The sequence below is a fragment of the Cupriavidus sp. UGS-1 genome, from assembly GCF_021213615.1.
GTDB lineage: Bacteria > Pseudomonadota > Gammaproteobacteria > Burkholderiales > Burkholderiaceae > Cupriavidus.
In genome coordinates this window covers 103,405-119,944 of record NZ_JAJQJF010000009.1, presented here as the reverse complement: position 1 = coordinate 119,944, position 16,540 = coordinate 103,405, and the positions used below count along the sequence as shown (strand labels likewise).

Annotated in this window: 12 protein-coding genes; all 12 read left to right on the top strand. The window is 67.2% G+C overall.

Annotated features, from left to right (window positions below):
* Positions 1–24: 24 nt before the first annotated feature.
* The 12 genes from atpE (at position 25) to putA (ending at position 16,456) form a co-directional block, all read left to right on the top strand.
* Complete coding sequence (atpE, locus tag LRR16_RS13825; RefSeq protein WP_006579745.1) at positions 25–291, top strand: F0F1 ATP synthase subunit C; 267 nt, start codon at positions 25–27, stop codon at positions 289–291.
* Between the two features lie 98 nt (positions 292–389).
* Positions 390–860 (top strand): F0F1 ATP synthase subunit B, encoded by a 471-nt coding sequence (locus LRR16_RS13820; protein WP_006579746.1) that lies wholly within the window; start codon positions 390–392, stop codon positions 858–860.
* Between the two features lie 2 nt (positions 861–862).
* Entirely contained in the window at positions 863–1,405 is a 543-nt protein-coding gene (locus LRR16_RS13815) for a F0F1 ATP synthase subunit delta (RefSeq protein ID WP_232206267.1), read from the top strand.
* A gap of 41 nt (positions 1,406–1,446) precedes the next feature.
* Positions 1,447–2,988 (top strand): F0F1 ATP synthase subunit alpha, encoded by a 1,542-nt coding sequence (gene atpA / locus LRR16_RS13810; RefSeq protein WP_006579748.1) that lies wholly within the window; start codon positions 1,447–1,449, stop codon positions 2,986–2,988.
* A gap of 83 nt (positions 2,989–3,071) precedes the next feature.
* Positions 3,072–3,947, top strand: coding sequence for a F0F1 ATP synthase subunit gamma (atpG, locus tag LRR16_RS13805; RefSeq protein ID WP_006579749.1), 876 nt, complete (start codon positions 3,072–3,074; stop codon positions 3,945–3,947).
* 45 nt (positions 3,948–3,992) lie between these two features.
* Positions 3,993–5,396, top strand: a complete 1,404-nt coding sequence (gene atpD, locus LRR16_RS13800; protein WP_023264072.1) for a F0F1 ATP synthase subunit beta — start codon at positions 3,993–3,995, stop codon at positions 5,394–5,396.
* Positions 5,397–5,483: 87 nt separating this feature from the next.
* Positions 5,484–5,900 carry a F0F1 ATP synthase subunit epsilon gene (locus tag LRR16_RS13795; RefSeq protein WP_006579588.1) on the top strand — a complete coding sequence of 139 codons (417 nt, stop codon included), beginning with the start codon at positions 5,484–5,486 and terminating at the stop codon, positions 5,898–5,900.
* 691 nt (positions 5,901–6,591) lie between these two features.
* Positions 6,592–7,017: a CoA-binding protein gene (locus LRR16_RS13790; protein WP_232206266.1), complete on the top strand. Its 426-nt coding sequence runs from the start codon at positions 6,592–6,594 to the stop codon at positions 7,015–7,017.
* 129 nt (positions 7,018–7,146) lie between these two features.
* Positions 7,147–8,109, top strand: a complete 963-nt coding sequence (locus tag LRR16_RS13785) for an alpha/beta hydrolase (protein ID WP_232206265.1) — start codon at positions 7,147–7,149, stop codon at positions 8,107–8,109.
* A gap of 105 nt (positions 8,110–8,214) precedes the next feature.
* Positions 8,215–9,315 carry a uroporphyrinogen decarboxylase gene (hemE, locus tag LRR16_RS13780; RefSeq protein WP_232206264.1) on the top strand — a complete coding sequence of 367 codons (1,101 nt, stop codon included), beginning with the start codon at positions 8,215–8,217 and terminating at the stop codon, positions 9,313–9,315.
* 572 nt (positions 9,316–9,887) lie between these two features.
* Complete coding sequence (locus LRR16_RS13775) at positions 9,888–12,227, top strand: primosomal protein N' (RefSeq protein ID WP_370646812.1); 2,340 nt, start codon at positions 9,888–9,890, stop codon at positions 12,225–12,227.
* Between the two features lie 242 nt (positions 12,228–12,469).
* Positions 12,470–16,456 carry a trifunctional transcriptional regulator/proline dehydrogenase/L-glutamate gamma-semialdehyde dehydrogenase gene (gene putA / locus LRR16_RS13770; protein WP_232206263.1) on the top strand — a complete coding sequence of 1,329 codons (3,987 nt, stop codon included), beginning with the start codon at positions 12,470–12,472 and terminating at the stop codon, positions 16,454–16,456.
* Positions 16,457–16,540: the final 84 nt, after the last annotated feature.

The window sequence follows — 16,540 nt, the reverse complement described above, 5'->3', positions numbered from 1 at the left end:
TCTTCTCAAATTAAAGGAGTCGTCATGCAAGAATTTCTCGCCAACATCCAGGGTCTGACCGCCATCGGTATCGGCATCATCATCGGCCTGGGCGCGATCGGTGCCTGCCTGGGTATCGCTCTGATGGGTGGCAAGTACATCGAAGCCTGCGCGCGTCAGCCGGAACTGATGAACCCGCTGCAGACCAAGATGTTCCTGCTGGCCGGCCTGATCGACGCGGCATTCCTGATCGGTGTGGGCGTGGCCATGCTGTTCGCGTTCGCCAACCCGCTGCTGGCCGTCATTCAGTAAATCTTTTCGGTCTGCATGATGCTGACGGGCGGCGCAGGCCACTAGCCTGGCCGCCTTTGCGCATTTATCTGTAGTTTGTTTACCGAAAGGAACACACCATGAATCTGAACGCAACGTTTTTTGCGCAGATGGTCGTGTTCTTCATCCTGTGGTGGGTTGTCGCCAAATTCATTTGGCCGCCGCTGGTGAAGGCGCTCGACGAACGCGCAAAGAAAATCGCCGACGGTCTCGCGGCTGCCGAAAAGGGCAAGGCCGAACTCGAGCTGGCCAACAAGCGCGTGGACGTGGCCCTGGCCGAAGCCCGCGCCGAAGGTGCGCAACGCGTCGCCGACGCCGAGAAGCGCGCCCAGATGGTCGCCGAAGAGATCAAGCAAAACGCCCAGGCCGAAGCCGCACGCATCATCGCGCAAGCGAAGGCGGACGCCGAGCAGCAGGTCACCAAGGCACGCGAGCAGCTGCGCGACCAGGTCGCCGTGCTGGCCGTCAAGGGTGCAGAGCAGATCCTCAAGCGTGAAGTGAATGCGCAGGTCCACGCCGACCTGCTCAACCAACTGAAGGCCGAGCTCTAATCATGGCAGAAACCGCAACCATTGCCCGTCCCTACGCCGAGGCGCTGTTCCGCGTCGCCAGCGAGGCCAACGCCGGCAATCTGGGTGCATGGTCCGAGCTGGTTTCGGAAATGGGGCAGGTCGCGGCCACCCCGGAGATCAAGGCGCTGGCCGACGATCCGAACGTTCCCGGCGACAAGCTGGCCGAACTGTTCCTGTCGGTGCTGAAGTCTCCGGTCAACGACGAGGCGCGCCGCTTCGTGCAGTTGCTGGTGGACAACGACCGCCTGACCGTGCTGCCGGAGATTGCCGAGCAGTTCCATGCGCTGAAGAACGCCCAAGAAGGTTCGGCCGACGTCGAAATCACCAGCGCGTTCCCGCTCGACGGCGCGCCGCTGACCGATCTGGTCGCCTCGCTCGAACGCAAGTTCGGGCGCAAGCTGGTGCCGGCCGTGAGGGTCGACCCCTCGCTGATCGGCGGCGTTCGCGTCAAGGTGGGCGACGAAGTGCTGGACACCTCGGTGCGCGCGCGCCTGGCCGCCATGCAAGCCGCGCTGACCGCCTGATGTGCGGACAGCCGACGGATTGAAGAATTAGGAGCATTGTGATGCAACTGAACCCCTCAGAAATCAGCGAGCTGATCAAGTCCCGCATCTCGGGCCTTGGCGCCGAAGCTGAAGTGCGCAACACCGGCACGGTGATTTCCGTGACCGATGGCATCTGCCGCGTGCACGGCCTGTCCGGCGTGATGCAGGGCGAGATGCTGGAATTCCCCGGCAACACCTTCGGCCTGGCGCTGAACCTCGAGCGCGACTCTGTCGGCGCCGTGGTGCTGGGCGACTACGAGCACATCTCGGAAGGCGACCAGGTCAAGTGCACCGGCCGCATTCTGGAAGTGCCGGTGGGCAAGGAACTGCTGGGCCGCGTGGTCAACACGCTGGGCCAGCCGATCGATGGCAAGGGCCCGATCAACGCCAAGCAGACCGACGTGATCGAGAAGGTCGCCCCGGGCGTGATCGCACGCCAGTCGGTGAGCCAGCCGGTGCAGACCGGCCTGAAGTCGATCGACGCGATGGTGCCGATCGGCCGCGGCCAGCGCGAGCTGATCATCGGCGACCGCCAGACCGGCAAGACCGCCGTCGCCGTCGACGCGATCATCAACCAGAAGGGCAAGGGCGTCTTCTGCGTCTACGTGGCAATCGGCCAGAAGGCATCGACGATCGCCAACGTGGTGCGCAAGCTGGAAGAGACCGGCGCGATGGAATACACCGTCGTGGTGGCCGCCGCCGCTTCGGACTCGGCTGCCATGCAGTACCTGGCCGCCTACGCCGGCTGCACGATGGGCGAGTACTTCCGCGATCGCGGCGAAGACGCGCTGATCGTCTATGACGACCTGACCAAGCAGGCCTGGGCCTATCGCCAGGTGTCGCTGCTGCTGCGCCGCCCGCCGGGCCGCGAAGCGTACCCGGGCGACGTGTTCTACCTGCACTCGCGTCTGCTGGAGCGCGCCGCGCGCGTCAACGCCGACTACGTCGAGAAGTTCACCAATGGCGAAGTCAAGGGCAAGACCGGTTCGCTGACCGCGCTGCCCGTGATCGAAACGCAGGCCGGCGACGTGTCCGCGTTCGTGCCGACCAACGTGATCTCGATTACCGACGGCCAGATCTTCCTGGAAACCGACCTGTTCAACGCCGGTATCCGCCCCGCGATCAACGCCGGTATCTCGGTGTCGCGCGTCGGTGGCGCCGCCCAGACCAAGGTCATCAAGAAGCTGTCCGGCGGTATCCGTACCGACCTGGCCCAGTACCGTGAACTGGCTGCGTTCGCGCAGTTCGCCTCGGACCTGGACGATGCCACCCGCAAGCAGCTCGAGCGCGGCCGCCGCGTGATGGAACTGCTCAAGCAGCCGCAATACCAGCCGCTGCAGGTGTGGCAGCTGGCCGCGTCGCTGTACGCCGCCAACAATGGCTTCCTCGACAACGTGGAAGTGAAGGACATCCTGCCGTTCGAAAAGGGCCTGCACGACCACCTGAAGACCAAGTACGCCGATCTCGTCAACCGTATCGAAGACACCAAGGATCTGTCGAAGGACGACGAAGCCGCCCTGCGTGCCGCGATCGAGGATTTCAAGAAGTCCGCCGCGTTCTAACCGCGTGATTCCACGGACCGCGCAACCGGCCTGCGCCTGAAAGGGAAGGCAGCCGGCGGCGCGGCACGACTGGAGAGGAAGATATGGCCGGAACGAAAGAGATTCGAACCAAGATCAAGAGCGTGCAGAACACGCGCAAGATCACCAAGGCGATGGAAATGGTCGCCGCATCCAAGATGCGCAAGGCGCAGGAGCGGATGCGGGCTGCCCGTCCGTACGCCGAGAAGGTGCGCAACATTGCCGCGCACCTGGCCACGGCCAACCCGGAGTTCAAGCATCCGTTCCTGCAGGCGCGCGACGTCAAGCGCGCCGGCTTGATCGTGGTGACGACCGACAAGGGGCTGTGCGGCGGCCTGAACACCAACGTGCTGCGCGCCGTCACCAACGAGCTGCGCGAATGGCAGAACCGCGGTGTGCAGGTGCAAAGCACCGCGATCGGCACCAAGGGTATGCAGTTCCTGGGCCGCGTTGGCGCCAAGGTGGTCTCGCACGTGGTGCATCTGGGCGATACGCCGCATCTGGAAAAGCTGATCGGCGCGATCAAGGTCCAGCTCGACGCCTTCACCAATGGTGAGGTGGACGCCGTGTACCTGGCGTACACGAAGTTCGTCAACACCATGAAGCAGGAGCCGATGGTCGAGCAGCTGCTGCCGCTGTCCGCCGAGCGGATGGCGCAGACCGAAGAGGAAAAGCGCGCTTACTCGTGGGATTACATCTACGAGCCCGACGCCCAGACGGTGGTGGAAGACCTGCTGGTCCGCTACGTCGAAGCGCTGGTGTACCAAGCCGTGGCCGAGAACATGGCGTCCGAGCAATCGGCACGCATGGTGGCCATGAAGGCGGCGTCCGACAACGCCAAGAACGTGATTGCAGAACTGCAGCTGGACTACAACAAGACCCGCCAGGCAGCGATCACCAAGGAATTGTCGGAAATCGTCAGCGGTGCGGCAGCCGTGTAACTGACGAGACTGGGCGTCAAGAATTCAAGCTATCGGAGATACGAAATGAGTATCGGAAATATTGTGCAGTGTATTGGCGCCGTGGTGGACATCGAGTTCCCCCGCGACGCGCTGCCGAAGGTGTACGACGCGCTGGTGCTGGAAGAGAGCAACGAAGCGTCGTTCGCCGAGAAGGGCCTGACCTTCGAAGTGCAGCAGCAGCTCGGTGACGGCGTGGTCCGTACCATCGCGCTGGGCTCGTCCGACGGCCTGCGCCGCGGCATGGCGGTGAAGAACACCGGCGCGCCGATTTCGGTGCCCGTCGGTCACGGCACGCTGGGCCGCATCATGGACGTGCTGGGTCGTCCCATCGACGAAGCGGGCCCGATCGCCGCGGACGAAGTGCGCGCGATTCACCAGAAGGCCCCGCAGTTCGACGAGCTGTCGCCTTCGGTCGACCTGCTCGAAACCGGCATCAAGGTGATCGACCTGGTCTGCCCGTTCGCCAAGGGCGGCAAGGTTGGCCTGTTCGGCGGTGCCGGCGTCGGCAAGACCGTCAACATGATGGAGCTGATCAACAACATCGCCAAGCAGCACAGCGGCTTGTCGGTGTTCGCCGGCGTGGGCGAGCGTACCCGTGAAGGGAACGACTTCTACCACGAAATGAAGGACTCGAACGTGCTCGACAAGGTGGCCATGGTGTTCGGCCAGATGAACGAGCCGCCGGGCAACCGTCTGCGCGTGGCGCTGACCGGCCTGACCATGGCCGAGCGCTTCCGTGACGAAGGCCGCGACATCCTGTTCTTCGTCGACAACATCTACCGCTACACGCTGGCCGGTACCGAAGTGTCGGCACTGCTGGGCCGTATGCCTTCGGCCGTGGGCTATCAGCCGACGCTGGCCGAGGAAATGGGCAAGCTGCAGGAGCGCATCACGTCGACCAAGACCGGCTCGATCACCTCGATCCAGGCCGTCTACGTGCCCGCGGATGACTTGACCGACCCGTCGCCGGCCACCACCTTCCTGCACCTGGACTCGACCGTCGTGCTGTCGCGTGACATCGCCGCGCTGGGTATCTACCCGGCCGTCGACCCGCTCGACTCGACCTCGCGTCAGCTCGATCCGCAGATTGTTGGTACCGAGCACTACGAAGTGGCCCGCCGCGTCCAGCAGACGCTGCAGCGCTACAAGGAACTGCGCGACATCATCGCGATTCTGGGCATGGACGAACTGTCGCCGGAAGACAAGCTGGCGGTGGCGCGCGCACGGAAGATCCAGCGTTTCCTGTCGCAGCCCTTCCACGTTGCGGAAGTGTTCACGGGTTCGCCGGGCAAGTACGTGCCGCTGAAGGAAACCATCCGCGGCTTCAAGATGCTGGTGGACGGCGAGTGCGATCACCTGCCCGAGCAGGCGTTCTACATGGTCGGCTCGATCGACGAAGCCTTCGAGAAGGCCAAGAAGCTCCAGTAAGCCTCGCCAAGCGACGGCGCGCCGGCACGGTCTGCGTGCGCGGGCGCGCCGCCGTTGCAAGCGAAGCGACTGGACAAAGGAATTCACATGGCAACCATTCTTGTAGACGTCGTCAGCGCGGAAGCCTCGATCTTCTCCGGCCAGGCGAAGTTCGTGGCGCTGCCGGGCGAGTCGGGTGAGCTGGGCATCCTGCCCGGGCACACGCCGCTGATCACGCGCATCCATCCGGGTGCGGTGCGGATCGAGAAGGAAGACGGCAGCGAAGAGTTCGTGTTCGTCGCCGGCGGCATTCTGGAAGTCCAGCCCAAGCACGTCACCGTGCTGGCCGACACCGCGATCCGTGGCGCCGACCTCGACGAGGCCAAGGCGCAGGAAGCAAAGCGCGCGGCCGAGGAGCTGCTGCAGAACCAGAGCAGCGAGTTCGATCTGGCGCGTGCGCAGAGCGAGCTGGCGGTCGCCGCTGCCCAGCTGGCGGCCATCGCGCGCCTGCGCCGGAAGAAGTAAGCAGGGCCGGCTCAGGCGTTGCTTTTTCGTCAGCGCGAAGGAAAAAGGCAGCCGCGAGGCTGCCTTTTTTCATGATGCGAGCTATGCTGTTGGCTGAAGTCAGACAAACACTGACAAAAAACTAAAACGACAAAAAAAAGCGCGCGGGCCGGGGAGGCTCCGCGCGGACGGGAAAATCCCTTCGAGGGGTCAATTCGAAGGAACGGGTTCGGTCGGGCGATGTGTAGCGTGTCCTGTTGCATGGACAACCTGTCTTGCAGGCTTCGCTACCGTTCGCCGCACACCGGTATCCAACCAGGCGCTCGATCCACTACTATTCGCGCCGTTTATCGGGACACCGGCAGTACATTCTGCTGCTGGGCTTTCTTCAGGGCGCCTGGGGCTCTCTGGCTTGCGGCGCCGTCACAAAGTTCACATTGTGTCAAAGCATTGTGGGGGAAACTTCCCCTGATGGCAGTAACAAAGTGTATCGGTTTGCAAGTAGTTGAAAGCGAAAAGACGACAAATTCGCCGCAATAGCCACAAAAATCGGGCCACTTTGTTGGCTGCCGCACGCTGGCATCGTTCTGGTGCATGACTATTTCCGTTTCGGCACTGCTCCCCGCGTCACCTCGCCGGGGTTGACGCGGGGGGCGTGCACCGGCAGTGTTCATCGCAACGGGCCACCCGCCCGCTTGTCGAGGAGCACTGAATGGACGCCCTGCAGGCCGATATCGAAGGCATGTTGAAGCTGCGCACGGTCGCCGTGGTCGGCCTGTCCGACAAGCCCGAGCGCGCCAGCCACGAGGTGGCCGCTTTCCTGCAGCGGCACGGTCACCGGATCGTGCCCGTCAACCCGAACCACGCCGGCGAGTCGATCCTTGGCGAGCGCTGCCATGCCTCGCTGCACGACGCCGCCAAGGCGTTGGCGGCGGAGGGCGCGCGCATCGACTGGGTCGATATCTTCCGGCGCTCGCCCGATGTGCCGCCCGTGGTGGACGAGGCGATCGCGATCGGCGCCCGTGGGGTCTGGCTGCAACTGGGCATCGTCAACGACGAGGCGTTGGCCCGTGCGAAGCGCGTCGGCCTGATGGCGGTGCAGGACCGCTGCAGCAAGATCGAGTCGATGCGCAGTTGAGCGGCGCCGCCGCATATTGTCGCTCTCGCCTATCATTCGGGCCTCCGATTCGACCTTTCGATTCGACCTTTCGCTTCGCCCCTCGCATTCCGTCTTTCCTTCCACTCCACGTTTGTTGCCCAGCGCGCCATGGCCATCGACCCAGACCTGCTTGCCTACTATCGCGGACTCGCCGAGCGCTATGCCGGCGCGCCGGTGCCTGCCAATGCGGTAGAGCGGCGCGCCCGGTTCCGCGAGGTCGCGGCGCTGTCGCACCGCCCCGATCCGGATGGCCTGGCCATATCCGAGCTGCAAATCGCGCTGCAGGGCAGGACGCTGAACGCGCGACTGTTCCGGCCGACCGAGCCGGACAAGCCCCGCCTGTTGGTCTATTTCCACGGCGGCGGCTGGGTCGTGGGCTCGCATGACACCCATCATGGCGTCGCCGCGGCGCTGGCACTCGATACCGGCTGCGCGGTCGTCAGCGTCGACTACCGGCTGGCGCCCGAGCATGCCTATCCCGCCCCCTGTGACGACGCGCTCGACGCGATCCGCTGGCTGGCGGAACGGCGCGACGCGCTCGACGTCGATCCGCGTTTCCTTGCCGTCGCCGGCGACAGCGCGGGTGGCCATCTCGCGGCGCAGGCCGCGGCGCTGGCCAATGCCGATACGCCGGGCCTGGTGCGCGCGCAGTTGCTGATCTATCCGGTCACCGCGCCGCGGTTTGCCAGCGAGAGCTATCGCGCCTTTGCGTCAGGGCCGGGCCTGACCCGCGACGAAATGGCGTGGTACTGGGCGCAGTTCGTCGGCGAAGCCCGCCTCGCCGACGGTACCGCGATGGACGATCCCCGGCTGCATCTGATGACGCGGCTTCCCGGCGGCGCCGGCGCGGCCCCTGCGTCGACGGTGGTGCTGGTCGCGGCTCACGACGTGCTGCGCGACGACGGCCTCGCATACGCCGATCATCTGGTCCGCGAAGGCGCCGCGGTGATCACGATCGAGGCGAGTGGCATGACCCATGGCTTCGCCCGCTTGCAGGGCGAATCGCCGCGGGCCCGGGAATGGATGCGGCGCGGCGCCCAGGCCTTCGTGCAATTGCTGGACGAGGAATGAGTCCGGGCGCAAGCGTGCGCGGCATCATGGCAGCGCCATACCGCTGATAGTGGCGGCGCCGGGGTGGCGATCCCGTAGAATGGCGGGCTGCTGACGAGGACCGCCATGAACGCACTGCAAAACGACATCTTCCTGCGCGCGCTGCGCCGCCAGCCGACCGAATACACACCGCTGTGGCTGATGCGCCAGGCCGGGCGCTACCTGCCCGAGTACAACGCCACGCGCGCACGGGCCGGCAGCTTCCTGGGCCTGGCGAAAAATCCGGCCTTTGCCACCGAAGTCACGCTGCAGCCGCTCGACCGCTTTCCGCTCGACGCCGCGATCCTGTTCTCCGACATCCTGACCGTACCCGATGCGATGGGCCTGGGCCTGTCGTTTGCGCAGGGCGAAGGTCCGCGCTTTGCACGGCCGCTGCGCACCGAGGCCGATGTCGCCAGGCTGGCGGTGCCGGACATGAGCGAGCTGCAGTACGTATTCGATGCGGTCGCGTCGATCCGCCGCGCGCTGGTGCAGGACGGCCGCCAGCGCGTGCCGCTGATCGGCTTCTCCGGCAGCCCGTGGACGCTGGCCTGCTACATGGTCGAAGGCGGCGGCTCCGACGACTTCCGGCTGGTCAAGGGCATGATGTACGCCCGTCCCGACCTGATGCACCGGATCCTGGAGATCAATGCGCAGGCGGTATCCGCCTACCTGAACGCGCAGATCGAGGCCGGCGCGCAGGCCGTGATGCTGTTCGATACCTGGGGTGGCACGCTGGCCGACGGCATGTACCAGCGCTTCTCGCTGGACTACATGCGCAAGGTCATCGCCGGCCTGCGCCGCGAGCATCAGGGCGAGAGCGTGCCGGTGATCGTCTTTACCAAGGGCGGCGGCCTGTGGCTGGAGCAGCTGGCGGACAGCGGCGCCGACGCCATCGGCCTGGACTGGACCGTCAATCTGGCCGCCGCACGCCGGCGCACCGGCGGCCGCGTGGCCTTGCAGGGCAACCTGGACCCGACCGTGCTGTTCGCGGACGAGGCCGGCATTCGCGAACAGGCGCGCCGCGTGCTGGACGATTACGCGGCCGACGGTGGCAGCGATGGCCATGTCTTCAACCTCGGACATGGCATCTCGCAATTCACGCCGCCGGAGAGCGTGTCGGTGCTGGTGGACGAAGTGCATCGCCACAGCCGGGTGCTGCGGCAGCGCGAGGGCACGCAGGCATAGGCCAGCCGCCTGCTGCAAGCCGTCTGTGCTGCCGATTCGTGCGCTTGCGGGGCGCCATCATGGCGCTTCGGCGATGAATCGGTGCCTGTCAAGGCTTGACTTATGCACACAAATGGGCTTTCCGCAGTGCACGACCGGGTTATTACTTAACACGATTGGGGGATATTGCTAAGTCATTGATTTTTAATGACTTGACAGCAGGCCTTGGAGCGTGGTGGTGACCCAGAAGGCCTTGTTTCGCGCGCCTTCACGGCAAGTAGGCCCAAGTTTTCAACAAAGTTATCCACAGGCGATGTGGAGAGAGGGGAAAACTGGTCATCTATCATCGACTTAGCCCCACATTTGAAGTTTTACTTTAAGTTGATGCTGCACTGCACCCAATCGACGGCGCCTCGCCGCCGTACTCCGGACAGCGCGCCGCCGATGCACAGTCTCGGCGACGACGTGTCGGGTATGGTGCGCACTCCAGCCGACCCGGTCTGCCATCGCCGCCCGCGCTGATCGTGTCCTCCCTGTCCTCATCTCCGTCAAGCTCGCCGCCGCAACACGAAGCCGCAGGCACCGTAGCGCCGCTGGTACAGATCGCGCTGGACACGCCCGCCGACGACCGCTTCGACTATCTGAACGCCGATCCCGACGGCGGCCGGGTCCGCCCGGGCGAGGTCGTGGCCGTACCATTCGGCCGACGCGAGATGGTTGGCGTGGCGATTGCCGGTACCGATCGCAGCGAGGTACCGGCCGACAAGCTGCGGCCGGTCTCGCACCGGCTGGCCTGGCTGCCACCGCTCAATGCGCACTGGCTCGCACTGGCCGCTTTCGCGGCTGCCTATTACCACCGGCGGCTCGGTGAGGTGATCCTGCCCGCCTTGCCGCCCGGTTTGCGTGACCCGCAGGCGTGGCCACGACTGGCGGCACGCGCGCGCACCGAGCAATTCCGCCTGCGCGACGGCTGCGCCGAAGCGCTGCTGGCCGCGGTGCCGCCGCGCGCGCGCTCGGTCGGCGCGCTGGCGAAGGCGCTGATTGACGCCGCCTCGCAAGGACAGTGGCTGACGCGGGAGGCCGCGCGGACACTTTGCACGGCCGCGACGGCGCGGCTGGCGCAATGGGCGGAGGCGGGCTGGATCGACTGCGAGACCATCGACCGCCCGTTGCTGACGGCCGTCGACGCGCAGGAATCAACCTGGCAGGGCGATCCGGGCGCTCCGGCTGATCAGGCCGACACGGCGGCAGCGACCGAACCGCCACCGCCCGCCACCGCGCCGCCGGTCTTGCCGGCCCCGGCGCTGCATCCGGAACAGCGCCAGGCCGTCGACGCGATTGCCGCCGCCACCGGCTTCGCGCCGTTCCTGCTGCACGGCGTGACCGGCAGCGGCAAGACCGAGGTCTACCTGCACGCGATCGCCACCGCGCTGGCCCGTGACCCCGCCGCGCAGGTGCTGATGCTGGTGCCGGAAATCAATCTGACGCCGCAGCTGCAGGCGCGCATCGCCGCGCGCTTCCGGGCGGCACCGCTGGCGGTGCTGCACAGCGGCATGGCGGACCAGGAACGCACGTTGCACTGGCTCGCGGCGCATCGCGGCGAGGCGCGCATCGTGCTCGGCACGCGGATGGCGGTGATGGCGTCGCTGCCGACGCTGGCGCTGATCGTCGTCGACGAGGAGCACGACACCTCGTACAAGCAGCAGGAGGGCCTGCGCTACTCGGCCCGCGATCTGGCGGTCTGGCGCGCCAAGCAGCTCGCCATCCCGGTGGTGCTGGGCTCTGCCACGCCGTCGATGGAATCGTGGTGGCGCGCCGAGCAGGGCGCCTACCGCAAGCTGGTACTGCGCGAACGCGCGCAGGCGGACGCGGTGCTGCCCACGGTGCGGCTGATCGACCTGAACCATGAGCGGCAGCGCCAGCGGCCGCTGTACGAGGGCCTGTCGGCGCCGCTGCTGCAGGCGATCGAGGCGCGCCTGGCCCGCGGTGAGCAGAGCCTGCTGTTCCTGAACCGGCGCGGCTATGCGCCGGTGATCGCCTGCGACAGCTGCGGCTGGCTGTCCGGCTGTCCGCGCTGCTCCGCGTACCTGGTGCTGCATCGTCCCGAGCGCTGCCTGCGCTGCCATCACTGCGGGCTCGAGGCCCGCATCCCGCACCATTGCCCAGACTGCGGCAACGTCGACATCGCGCCGCTGGGCCGCGGCACCCAGCGGATCGAGGAGGCGCTGGCCGCGCGCTTCCCGCAGGCCCGGATCGCCCGCATCGACGCCGATTCGACGCGCCGCAAGGGCAGCGCGCAGGCGATGTTCGACGAGGTTCACGCCGGCCAGGTCGACATCCTGGTCGGTACCCAGATGATCGCCAAGGGCCACGACTTCCAGCGCGTGACGCTGGTCGGCATCGTCCATCCGGACGCGGCGATGTTCAGCCACGACTTCCGCGCGGCCGAGCACCTGTTCGCCTCGCTGATGCAGGTGTCGGGCCGCGCCGGACGCGCCGGCCTGGCGGGCGAGGTGCTGATCCAGACGCGGTATCCGGACGCGCCCGCGCTGCAGGCTTTGGTACGGCACGACTACGACGGCTTCGCCGCCACGCAGCTGCGGGAACGGCGCCAGGCCGGGCTGCCGCCCTTCGTCCACCAGGTGCTGGTGACGGCCGAGCACGGGCAACTGCAACGAGCGCTGGACTTCCTGCATGCCGCGCGCGAGCGCGCCGACGGCACGGCGCTGGCCGCCGAGGTGCAACTGCACGATCCGGTGCCGATGTCGATGGTCCGCATCGCCAACCGGGAGCGCGCCCAGATGCTGATCGAGAGCGGCTCGCGCATGGCGCTGCAACGCTTTGTCGGAGAGTGGACGCAAACTTTCGGCGAGGTCGGGGCCACCGTCAAAGGGGTGCGCTGGCAGCTGGAGATCGACCCGCTGCGGATCTGAGCCGGAGCGCCCGAAAGCCCGAACATCGGGGTCGGCCGTAGTTGTGGTGCAACCGCCTGACGTCAGCGGATCGGACGGGGTTGCACTAGTGGGTTATATCAAGTTGCACCCCGGCTTTCTTCGAGAGTATGATCGCGCCAGTTTGCGTCACATCGCGCGACTTCCGCACCGACCATCCCGGCCCGCATTGGCTTGGCTTGGCCATCCAGAGCGGCAAGCGCGCTCCTCGGAGATCTCCTCGCATGGCCACCACCACCCTCGGCGTCAAGCTCGACGACGCCTCCCGCGACCGCCTGAAGCGCGTTGCCCAGTCGATCGACCGCACGCCGCACTGGCTGATCAAGCAGGCGATCTTCTCTTACCTGGAGCAGATCGAGCGCGGACAGGCGCCGCACGATGTCAACGGCAGCGGCCAGCCCGAGGCCGATGGTGCCGACACGCTCGACGCGGTCGCCGGCGAGGGCGCGCCCCAGCCCTTTCTCGAATTCGCCCAAAGCATCCAGCCCCAGTCGGTGCTGCGCGCGGCCATCACGTCCGCCTACCGCCGACCCGAGACCGACTGCGTACCGGTGCTGCTCGAGCAGGCCCGGCTGCCGCAGCAGCAGGCCGACGCCGCGCTGGCGATGGCGAAGAAGCTGGCGCTGAATCTGCGCCAGCAGAAGGTCGGCAGCGGCCGCGAGGGGCTGGTGCAAGGGCTGATCCAGGAGTTCTCGCTGTCCTCGCAGGAGGGTGTGGCGCTGATGTGCCTGGCCGAGGCGCTGCTGCGCATTCCGGACAAGGCCACCCGTGACGCGCTGATCCGCGACAAGATCAGCGGCGCCAACTGGCAGTCGCACCTGGGGCAGAGCCCGTCGCTGTTCGTCAACGCCGCGACCTGGGGCCTGCTGGTCACCGGCAAGCTGGTGTCGACCCACAACGAGGCGGGCCTGACCCGCGCGCTGACCCGCATCATCGGCAAGGGCGGCGAGCCGCTGATCCGCAAGGGCGTCGACATGGCGATGCGGCTGATGGGCGAGCAGTTCGTCACCGGCGAGACCATCTCCGAGGCGCTGGCCAATGCGCGCAAGTACGAGGCCCAGGGCTTCCGCTATTCGTACGACATGCTGGGCGAGGCCGCGATGACCGAGGCCGACGCGCAGCGCTACCTGGCCTCCTACGAGCAGGCGATCCACGCGATCGGCCAGGCCTCGCGCGGCCGCGGCATCTACGAGGGCCCGGGCATCTCGATCAAGCTGTCGGCGCTGCATCCGCGCTACAGCCGCGCCCAGCACGAGCGCGTGCTCGGCGAGCTGTACGGCCGGCTCAAGTCGCTGACGCTGCTGGCTCGCCAGTACGACATCGGCATCAATATCGACGCCGAGGAAGCCGACCGGCTGGAGATCTCGCTGGACCTGCTGGAGCGGCTCTGTTTCGAGCCGGAACTGGCCGGCTGGAATGGCATCGGCTTCGTCGTGCAGGGCTACCAGAAGCGTTGCCCCTTCGTGATCGACTATCTGATCGACCTGGCCCGCCGCAGCCGCCACCGCCTGATGATCCGGCTGGTCAAGGGCGCCTACTGGGACAGCGAGATCAAGCGCGCCCAGGTCGACGGCCTGGAGGGCTATCCGGTCTACACGCGCAAGGTCTACACCGATGTGTCGTACCTGGCCTGCGCGCGCAAGCTGCTGTCGGTGCCCGACGCGATCTATCCGCAGTTCGCCACCCACAACGCGCACACGCTGGCGGCGATCTACCAGATCGCCGGCCATAGCTATTACCCGGGCCAGTACGAGTTCCAGTGCCTGCACGGCATGGGCGAGCCGCTGTACGACCAGGTGGTCGGCCCGGTCGCCGAGGGCAAGCTGAACCGGCCGTGCCGGATCTATGCGCCGGTCGGCACGCACGAGACGCTGCTGGCCTATCTGGTGCGGCGCCTGCTGGAGAACGGCGCCAATACGTCCTTCGTCAACCGCATTGCCGACGACACGATTTCGCTGGACGAGCTGGTGGCCGACCCGGTCGCGCAGGTAGAACGGATGCACAAGGAAGAAGGCACGCTGGGCCTGCCGCACCCGCGCATTCCGATGCCGCGCACCCTGTACGGCAAGGCGCGCGCCAATTCGGCGGGCCTCGACCTGTCGAACGAACATCGGCTGGCCTCGCTGTCATCGGCGCTGCTGCATGGCGCCACCGAGCGCCTGAGTGCCGAGCCGATGCTGGGGGTTGACGCCGTGGGAGGCGGTGACACCGCGCCGGTGCTCAATCCTTCGGACCATCGCGATGTCGTCGGCCAGGTCACCGAGGCCAGTGCGGCCGACGTCGAGGCCGCGCTGCAGGCCGCGGTCAACGCCGCCCCGATCTGGCAGGCCACGCCGCCCGAGGTCCGCGCCGCCGCACTGGAGCGTGCCGCCGACCTGATGGAAGCGCAGATGCAGGCGCTGATGGGCGTGATCATGCGCGAGGCCGGCAAGACGTTCTCGAACGCGATCGCCGAAGTGCGCGAGGCGGTCGACTTCCTGCGCTACTACGCGGTGCAGGTGCGCGAGCATTTTTCCAACGACACGCACCGACCGCTCGGTCCAGTCGTCTGCATCAGCCCGTGGAACTTCCCGCTGGCGATCTTCACCGGCCAGGTGGCCGCGGCGCTGGCCGCGGGCAACACGGTGCTGGCCAAGCCGGCCGAACAGACCCCGCTGATCGCGGCGCAGGCGGTGCGCCTGCTGCGGGAGGCCGGCGTACCGGCCGGCGCGGTGCAGCTGCTGCCGGGCCGCGGCGAGACTGTCGGCGCGGCGCTGGTCGGCGATGCGCGCGTCAAGGGCGTGATGTTCACCGGCTCGACCGAGGTCGCGCGGCTGCTGCAGCGTAACCTCGCCGGCCGCCTCGATGCCGCCGGCCGTCCGGTGCCGCTGATCGCCGAGACCGGCGGCCAGAACGCGATGATCGTCGACTCGTCGGCGCTGGCCGAGCAAGTGGTCGCCGATGTCGTGACCTCGGCGTTCGATTCGGCGGGCCAGCGCTGCTCCGCGCTGCGCGTGCTGTGCCTGCAGGAAGATGTGGCCGACCGCGTGCTGGAGATGCTCAAGGGCGCGATGGCCGAACTGACGATGGCCAATCCGGATCGTCTGTCGACCGATGTTGGCCCGGTGATCGACGAGGAGGCGCGCGCCGGCATCGTCAAGCATATCGAGGCGATGCTGGCCAAGGGCCGCCGCGTCCATCAGGCCGATGCCAACGCCGCGCAGTCGGCCGCATGCCGCCATGGCACCTTCGTGCCGCCGACGCTGATCGAGCTGAACCACATCGGCGAGCTGCAGCGCGAGGTGTTCGGTCCGGTGCTGCACGTGGTGCGCTACCAGCGCGCGCGCCTGGATGCGCTGCTCGACCAGATCAACGCCACCGGCTACGGCCTGACGATGGGCGTGCACACTCGCATCGACGAAACCATCGAGCACATCGTCGCGCGCGCCCATGTCGGCAATCTCTACGTCAACCGCAACATTGTCGGCGCGGTGGTCGGCGTGCAGCCGTTCGGCGGCGAGGGCCTGTCGGGCACCGGCCCGAAGGCCGGCGGCCCGCTGTATCTGCACCGCCTGCTGTCGACCTGTCCGCAGGACGCGTTCGTTGCCGCCGCCCGTGCTGCCGCGGCGGCCGACGCGCCGGCCGCGGAGCCGCGCGCGACGCTGCGGCCCGAGGCTCAGGCCGCGTTCGACGCCTACCGCCAGTGGGCGGCGAGCGCCGCCGCCATGCCGGAGCTGGCGCAGCAGTGCGAGCGCTTTGCCGCTGCCTCGACCTCGGGCATGACGGTGACGCTGCCGGGCCCGACCGGCGAGCGCAATACCTACACGCTGCTGCCGCGCGACACCGTGCTGTGCCTGGCGCCGAACGAGGCGGATCTGGCCACGCAACTGGCCGCGGTGCTGGCGGTCGGCGCCGGCGTGTTGTGGCCGGACGTCGAACCCGCGCGCACGCTGTATGCGCGCCTGCCGAAGGCAGTACAATCGCGCGTCCGCCTGATTGCCGACTGGACCGCGGCCGACGTGGCCTTCGATGCGGTGCTGCACCACGGCGACTCGGACCAGCTGCGCGAGGTATGCGAACAGGTCGCGCAGCGGCCCGGACCGATCGTCGGCGTGCAGGGGCTGGGCCATGGCGACACCGGCATCGCGCTGGAGCGTCTGCTGATGGAGCGCTCGCTGTCGGTCAATACCGCGGCGGCCGGCGGCAACGCGAGCCTGATGACGATCGGCTGACCGCAACGACCGACCGCAAGACTGACCGCCCGACCTGGTCCGACGTATCGGCTGACGTATCGGTCGGACGCCCCGGGTTGGGCG

Coding starts and splice junctions, on each gene's coding strand:
- atpE (WP_006579745.1), top strand. CDS start 25: ATGCAAGAATTTCTCGCCAACATCCAGGGTCTGACCGCCATCGGTATC.
- LRR16_RS13820 (WP_006579746.1), top strand. CDS start 390: ATGAATCTGAACGCAACGTTTTTTGCGCAGATGGTCGTGTTCTTCATC.
- LRR16_RS13815 (WP_232206267.1), top strand. CDS start 863: ATGGCAGAAACCGCAACCATTGCCCGTCCCTACGCCGAGGCGCTGTTC.
- atpA (WP_006579748.1), top strand. CDS start 1,447: ATGCAACTGAACCCCTCAGAAATCAGCGAGCTGATCAAGTCCCGCATC.
- atpG (WP_006579749.1), top strand. CDS start 3,072: ATGGCCGGAACGAAAGAGATTCGAACCAAGATCAAGAGCGTGCAGAAC.
- atpD (WP_023264072.1), top strand. CDS start 3,993: ATGAGTATCGGAAATATTGTGCAGTGTATTGGCGCCGTGGTGGACATC.
- LRR16_RS13795 (WP_006579588.1), top strand. CDS start 5,484: ATGGCAACCATTCTTGTAGACGTCGTCAGCGCGGAAGCCTCGATCTTC.
- LRR16_RS13790 (WP_232206266.1), top strand. CDS start 6,592: ATGGACGCCCTGCAGGCCGATATCGAAGGCATGTTGAAGCTGCGCACG.
- LRR16_RS13785 (WP_232206265.1), top strand. CDS start 7,147: ATGGCCATCGACCCAGACCTGCTTGCCTACTATCGCGGACTCGCCGAG.
- hemE (WP_232206264.1), top strand. CDS start 8,215: ATGAACGCACTGCAAAACGACATCTTCCTGCGCGCGCTGCGCCGCCAG.
- putA (WP_232206263.1), top strand. CDS start 12,470: ATGGCCACCACCACCCTCGGCGTCAAGCTCGACGACGCCTCCCGCGAC.